Origin of the sequence: Streptomyces solincola (genome assembly GCF_002982015.1) — a bacterium.
In the GTDB taxonomy this organism is placed as follows: Bacteria; Actinomycetota; Actinomycetes; order Streptomycetales; family Streptomycetaceae; genus Streptomyces; species Streptomyces solincola.
On record NZ_PVLV01000140.1, the window covers coordinates 1 to 6929 of the forward strand.

The window sequence follows — 6929 nt, forward strand, 5'->3', positions numbered from 1 at the left end:
CAGGCTCAGCCGGGTCAGCGCCCGGGTGCCGCGGTAGGAGGGCGGTCGCCCTCCTACCGCGGCACCCGGGCGCTGACCCGGCTGAGCCTGGCCCCGCTGGAGGTGGCCGCGTTCGGCGAGGTGGCCGCCGGCCCCGGCGACGACACCGTACGGCTCGCCGACGCCACCCGAGGGGCCTACCGAAAGGTCGTCGTCCGCGGTGACCGGCTGGTGGGCGGCGTGCTGCTGGGCGACGACCTCGACGCGGTCGGGGCGCTCGCCCGGGCGTGGGAGGGCGACGAGGCCCTCCCCGACGCGCCCCTGCTCCATCTGCTCACCCACGACGGAGGCCGCTGAGATGCCCCACGACGCCGAGACACCCCACGCTGCTGTCCTGCCCCGGGCCGCTGAGAGGCCCCAGCCCACGGTGCTGCCCCACGACGCCGAGACGCCCCAGGCCGCTGCGCTGTCCCAGCGCCCCGGCAGCCGCCGGTCCGGGCCGGACGACCGCCCCGCCCTCGTTCTCGTCGGCCACGGCATGGTCGGCCAGCGCTTCCTGGAGGCGCTCGCCGAGCAGGGCGTCACCGGGCGGACGCGGATCACCGTGCTGGGTGAGGAGCCGCGCCCGGCCTACGACCGGGTCAGGCTGTCGTCCTACTTCGACGGCCGCACCCCGGACGACCTGTCGGTCACCGCACCGGACTTCCTGGCCCGGCACGGCATCGAGGCGCATTTCGGCGACCCGGTCGAGGCGGTGGACCGCACCGCGCGGACGGTGACCACCCGCTCCGGGCTCACCCTGCCGTACGACACCCTGGTGCTGGCCACCGGCTCGTACCCGTTCGTCCCGCCGGTGCCCGGCCGCGACGCCGAGGGCTGCTTCGTCTACCGCACCATCGAGGACCTGCTCGCCATCGAGGCGTACGCCAAGGGGGCCGGGACCGGCGCGGTCGTCGGCGGCGGGCTGCTCGGTCTGGAGGCGGCCGGCGCGCTGCGCGGCCTGGGCCTGGCCACCCACGTGGTGGAGTTCGCGCCCCGGCTGATGCCGGTGCAGGTGGACGAGGGCGGCGGGGCGGCCCTGCTGCGCACCGTCGAGTCCATGGGCCTGACCGTGCACACCGGCACGGGCACCGCCGCCGTGCGCACCGGCGACGACGGCCGGGTCACCGGCATGGAGCTGTCCGACGGCTCCGAGATCGCCACCGACCTGGTGGTCTTCTCCGCCGGGGTGCGCCCCCGGGACGCGCTGGCCCGCGACTGCGGGCTGGCCGTCGGCGAGCGCGGCGGGATCGCGGTGGACGAGCACTGCCGCACCTCCGACCCGGCGGTGTACGCCATCGGCGAGTGCGCGCTGGCCGCCGACGGCCGGGTCTACGGCCTGGTGGCCCCCGGTTACGAGATGGCGCTCACCGCCGCCGAGTCGATCGGCGCGGGCGCGGGCGAGCCGCCCGGGACGGCGGCGGGCCGCACCTTCACCGGCGCCGACACCTCCACCAAGCTCAAGCTGCTCGGCGTGGACGTGGCCTCCTTCGGCGACGCCCACGGCACGGCTGCCGGCTGCCTGGACGTGGTGTACGCCGACTCCCGGGCCGGGGTCTACAAGAAGCTGGTGATGGACGCCGACGGGGTGCTGCTCGGCGGGGTGCTGGTCGGCGACGCCGAGGCGTACGGCATGCTGCGCCCGCTCACCGGCAGCCGCCCGCCGGTCGCGCCCGAGCAGCTGGTGCTGCCGGCGGGCGCGGGCGCCCCGGCGGCGCTCGGTCCCGCCGCGCTGCCCGACTCCGCGGTGGTGTGCTCCTGCCACAACGTCACCAAGGGCGCGATCGTCGCCTGCGCCTCGCTGCCCGAGGTCAAGAAGTGCACCAAGGCGGGCACCGGCTGCGGCGGCTGCGTCACGGTGATCCGGCAACTGCTGCCGCCGCCGGGCGAGTCCGGGCTCTGCGGCTGCTTCCCGCACAGCCGCCAGGAGCTGTACGAGATCGTGCGCACCCTGCGTCTGGACTCCTACGCGGAGCTGCTGGACGCGCACGGGCGGGCCGAGGCCCGCGGCGGCGAGGGCTGCGAGGTCTGCAAGCCGGTGGTGGCCTCGGTCCTGGCGAGCCTGGAGGGCGCCTACCCGCTGGACGGCGAGCGGGCCGCGCTCCAGGACACCAACGACCACTTCCTCGCCAACCTCCAGCGCAACGGCTCCTACTCCGTCGTGCCGCGCGTCCCCGGCGGCGAGATCACCCCCGACCGGCTGATCGTGATCGGCGAGGTGGCCCGCGACTTCGGCCTCTACACCAAGATCACCGGCGGTCAGCGGATCGACCTCTTCGGGGCCCGGGTGGACCAGCTCCCGGCGATCTGGGCGCGGCTGGTGGACGCCGGCTTCGAGTCCGGGCACGCCTACGGCAAGGCGCTGCGCACGGTGAAGTCCTGCGTGGGGCAGACCTGGTGCCGCTACGGCGTGCAGGACTCGGTCCGGATGGCCATCGACCTGGAGCTGCGCTACCGGGGGCTGCGCGCCCCGCACAAGCTCAAGTCGGCGGTCTCCGGCTGCACCCGGGAGTGCGCCGAGGCGCAGTCCAAGGACTTCGGCGTGATCGCCACCGCCAACGGCTGGAACCTCCACGTCGGCGGCAACGGCGGCGCGACCCCGCGCCACGCGGATCTGCTGGCCCGGGACCTCTCGGACGCCGAACTGGTCCGGCTGATCGACCGGTTCCTGATGTTCTACGTCCGCACCGCCGACCGGTTGGAGCGCACCGCGGCCTGGCTGGAGCGGCTGGAGGGCGGGCTGGAGCACCTGCGGGACGTGGTGGTGCACGACTCGCTGGGGCTGTGCGCGGAGCTGGAGGCCCAGATGGCCGCGCATGTGGCCGGTTACCGGGACGAGTGGGCGGCCACCCTGGAGGACCCGGAGCGGCTGGCCCGGTTCGTCTCCTTCGTCAACGCCCCCGGGACGCCCGACCCGTCGGTGCGCTTCGTCCCCGAACGCGACCAGCTCAAGCCCGACCTGGCGGTGCTGGCCATCGGACCCGCGCCGGCCGGCCGGACGTACGAAGGAGTGAACACGCCGTGATCACCACCGAGACGAGCGGCGGCGGCGCCGTCGAGCTGCTGGTCGGGGGCGCCTGGCTGGCGGTGTGCGACCCGGCGCGGCTGGCCCCGGGCCGGGGCGTGGCGGCGCTGCTGCCGGACGGCCGGCAGGCGGCGCTGTTCCGGGACCGGGCCGGGCGGCTGTATGCGATCGACAACCGCGATCCGTTCACCGGCGCCCAGGTGCTCTCCCGCGGGCTGACCGGCTCGGCGGCGGGCCGGCCGTTCGTGGCCTCGCCGCTGCTGAAGCAGCGCTTCGACCTGGTGAGCGGGCGGTGCCTGGACGACGAGGAGGTCGCCGTCGCCGTCTACCCGGTCCGCTCGCCCGCCTGACCGCCGCCCGTGTCCTCGCCGGCCGCGGCCGGGTCCATCCAGAGCACCTCCCACTGGTGGTGGTCCGGGTCCTGGAAGGACCGGCTGTACATCGGTCCGTAGTCGCGGGGCGGTCCGGCGGGGAAGCCGCCGGCCGTCATCGCGGCGTCGGCCAGCTCGTCCACCCGCTCGCGGCTGCCGGAGCTGAGCGCGAAGACCGCCTCCGTCACCGCCGAGGCGTCGGCGACCTCCTTGCGGGTGAACTCCGCGAAGTAGGTCTCGGTGAGCAGCATGACGAAGACGCTCTCGCCGAGCACCAGGCAGGCGGCCCGGTCGCCGGAGAGGTGCTCGTTGAAGCGGAAGCCCAGGGCGCCCCAGAAGGCCCGGGACGCCGCCAGGTCCCTGACCGGCAGGTTGACGAAGACGATCTGCGGCACGGGCGGTCCTCCCTGGCGGCTCGCCGCCCGGACGGGCGGGCGGCACCACCCTGGCCCGCCCCGCCCCGGACCGCCACCCGGACCGCCGCCGTACGCCGCGCCGGGCCGCCGCCGGAGGCCGTACAGCACGGCGTCACCGCCCGTTCGGGATGTGTCCATGCCAGGCTCGTACGGTCCCGGGTCGTGCGAGTCCCGCCGCCCCGGCCGGTGCGGCGGGCTGTCCCCACCCCTGGAGTGAGACACGTGGAACGTCGCAGTTTCCTGCGCGGAGCGGCCGTCGGCGGCACGGCGGCGGCCTTCGGCGGCGCCCTGATGCAGGGCGCCGCCTACGCGGCCCCCGCCCAGCCCGGCACGGGCCCCTACGGCGCCCTGCGCGCGGCCGACGCCAACGGGATCCAGCTCCCCTCCGGTTTCACCAGCCGAGTGGTCGCCCGCTCCCGGCAGCGGGTCGGCACCACCGCGTACACCTGGCACGACGCGCCCGACGGCGGGGCGTGCTTCGCGGACGGCAGCGGCTGGATCTACGTCTCCAACTCGGAGGTGAGCCCGAACGGCGGCGCGGGCGCGCTGAGGTTCTCCGCCACCGGCGCGATCACCGGCGCGTACCGCATCCTGTCCGGCACCCGCACCAACTGCGCGGGCGGGCGCACCCCGTGGAACACCTGGCTGTCCTGCGAGGAGGTCAGCCGCGGCTACGTCTACGAGACCGACCCGTGGGGCGTGAAGGCGGCCGTGCGGCACCCTGCGATGGGCCTGTTCAAGCACGAGGCGGCCGCCGCCGACCCGGTCCGCAGGGTCGTCTACCTCACCGAGGACGAGAGCGACGGCTGCTTCTACCGGTTCACCCCCGCCACCTGGGGCGACCTGTCCACCGGCGTCCTCCAGGTGCTGGTCGCCGGCTCGGGGACGTCCGGTTCCTTCCGCTGGCAGGACGTGCCCGACCCGGACGGCTCCCCCACCGCCACCCGCAACCAGGTCTCGGGGGCCAAGCGGTTCAACGGCGGCGAGGGCTGCCACTACGCCGACGACACGGTCTGGTTCACCACCAAGGGCGACAACCGGGTCTGGCGGCTGGACCTCGCGGCCGGCAGCTACGAACTGGCCTACGACGACTCGCTGGTGCCCTCCGGCGCAGCGCCGCTGACCGGCGTGGACAACGTCACCGGCTCCTCCTCCGGCGACCTGTACATCGCCGAGGACGGCGGCACCATGGAGATCTGCCTGATCACCCCGGACGACACGGTCGCGCCGTTCCTGCGGATCACCGGCCAGTCCGGCTCGGAGATCACCGGCCCGGCCTTCTCCCCGGACGGCCGGCGGCTGTACTTCTCCAGCCAGCGCGGCACCAGCGGCAGCTCCTCCGGCGGCATCACCTACGAGGTGACCGGCCCCTTCCGCGCCTGACGACCGCACCTCCCCGGCCCCGGACGGTCCTGCCGTCCGGGGCCACCGCGTGAACGCCTTGAACGCCTCAGCCCCGCCTCAGCCCCGGCCGGGGCCGCCGCGGGCGTAGCGCAGCCGCGGCGGCGGGGGGCCTCCGCCGCCCCGGCGGGAGCCGCCCTCGCCCCGGTGCCCGCCGGATTCGCGCAGCGGCCCGCCCGACTCCCGCAGGGGGCCCTCGGACTCCTTGGCCAGCGCCCCGCCCGGCCCGGTGCGGCCGCCGTGCAGCAGCGCCGCGCCCAGCGGCGTCAGCGTGTGCAGCACCGAGCTGCCCTGCCGCATCGTCACCACGAGGCCCGCCTCCCGCAGCACCCCGGCGTGCTGGCTGGCCGAGGCGAGCGACACCCCGGCCCGGCGGGCCAGCTCGCTGGTGGTGCCGCCGTGCCCGATGGCCCGCAGCACGGCCGAGCGGGTGTGCCCGACGAGCCGGCCGAGCGGGGAGGCCCCGCTGTCCGCCGCGGCCGCCGCCGGGGCGTCGGCGTGGGTCACCGGGTACACCAGCACTGGCGGCAGGTCCGGGTCGCGCAGCACCACGGGGGTGGCCCGGCAGAAGAACGACGGCTGGAGCAGCAGACCGCGCCCGTCCAGGTGCACGTCCCGGTCGACCGGGTAGTCCGCCTCCAGCACCGGGGCGCGCCAGCGCAGCATCGGCGGCAGGGAGGCCAGCAGCTCTTCCGCGCCGCCGTCCAGCAGGGCCCGGCCCCGCAGCGCCCGGTCGGCCTCTATCCGGGACTCCAGGTAGCTCCAGAAGGGCTCGATGGCGGCCCGGTGGTAGCCGCGCAGCGCGGACAGCAGCCGGCCGAACGGGGCGGGGTCGCCCTGCGCGAGGTCCAGCGCCCACCCCGGCAGCGGAGTGGCGGCGGAGCGGCCCGCGGACAGCAGGGCCAGCTCGGTGTGGACGCGGGCCGGCGGGGTGGCCCGGATCGCCTCCAGGCCGGGCTCCAGGCCGTCCAGCCCGGCCTGCGGGGTCAGGAAGTCGGGGAAGTAGCCGCGCTGCGGGACCAGTGCGCCGAGCAGCCTGGTCTCACCGCCCAGCTTGGCGCGCGCCTCCTCGCGCCAAGCGCCGAAGACGAGCGCTCCGCGCCGGTCGCGCAACCGGTGAAAGCTGAGAATCGTTTCCCACAACGCATCCGGCCGGGCCGCCATCCGTATGGCGGCGAGGTCGTCCCCGGTGAAATGAATACGCAGCACTGAACCCCCACCTGTTGCATCCGCAATCACCCCCGGCATTGAGTATGCATGCCATCACAGGACGTTACCACGGTGTTTCAGCCACAGTTGAAACCCGTCGCGGAGGAAGGGGCTCAGCCGAAAAGCTGTACGCCGTCGGAACGGGAAACCTTCAGGACCGAGGTGACGCGTCAGAAGACCGTGGGGGGCTTCGCGCGTCCGGCGGCGGACCTGAAAGGTTGCGGCTCTCCCGACCGACGTGGGTAATGGGGCGTGGCCGCCGGGTGGGGATCCGGTGGCCGCGCCTCGCCCGTTCTTTGCTCGGTGAATGGCGCGAATACACTGGGCGGACAGCGCGTGAATGCCGCTGAAAGGTCCGGCATTCAACAGCCGCACCCAGGCAGATGCCCATTCAACAACCCCGTGACACCGCCGCCGACAAGCGGCGCGAACGCCACTGCAACGCACGGCTGCAACGTACGGCGTGAACCCCGGAAGAACCCACGGCGG

The 6929-nt window shown here is 75.0% G+C and carries 5 protein-coding genes and 1 pseudogene; 4 read left to right on the forward strand and 2 right to left on the reverse strand.

Going from position 1 to position 6929, the window contains the following annotated elements; genetic code table 11:
* The 3 genes and pseudogenes from C6N75_RS11150 to nirD form a co-directional block, all read left to right on the forward strand.
* Positions 1 to 336: pseudogene (locus tag C6N75_RS11150) on the forward strand (NAD(P)/FAD-dependent oxidoreductase); the annotation flags it as partial.
* Between the two features lie 181 nt (positions 337 to 517).
* Positions 518 to 3043 carry a nitrite reductase large subunit NirB gene (nirB, locus tag C6N75_RS11155; protein ID WP_258177347.1) on the forward strand — a complete coding sequence of 842 codons (2526 nt, stop codon included), beginning with the start codon at positions 518 to 520 and terminating at the stop codon, positions 3041 to 3043.
* A complete protein-coding gene (gene nirD, locus C6N75_RS11160; protein WP_105868716.1) occupies positions 3043 to 3393 on the forward strand; it encodes a nitrite reductase small subunit NirD in 351 nt (116 codons plus the stop codon). The genes nirB and nirD overlap by 1 nt, the downstream gene beginning before the upstream one ends.
* Here the strand turns inward: nirD and C6N75_RS11165 are convergent.
* Positions 3369 to 3809: a VOC family protein gene (locus tag C6N75_RS11165; protein WP_105868713.1), complete on the reverse strand. Its 441-nt coding sequence runs from the start codon at positions 3807 to 3809 to the stop codon at positions 3369 to 3371. The two genes, nirD and C6N75_RS11165, sit on opposite strands and share 25 nt — an antisense overlap.
* 243 nt (positions 3810 to 4052) lie before the next feature.
* On the opposite strand from C6N75_RS11165, the gene C6N75_RS11170 reads away from it, so the two are divergent.
* A complete protein-coding gene (locus C6N75_RS11170; RefSeq protein ID WP_105868714.1) occupies positions 4053 to 5213 on the forward strand; it encodes an alkaline phosphatase PhoX in 1161 nt (386 codons plus the stop codon).
* A gap of 78 nt (positions 5214 to 5291) precedes the next feature.
* On the opposite strand, the gene C6N75_RS11175 is transcribed toward C6N75_RS11170, so the two are convergent.
* Complete coding sequence (locus C6N75_RS11175) at positions 5292 to 6440, reverse strand: ArsR/SmtB family transcription factor (protein WP_105868715.1); 1149 nt, start codon at positions 6438 to 6440, stop codon at positions 5292 to 5294.
* Positions 6441 to 6929: the final 489 nt, after the last annotated feature.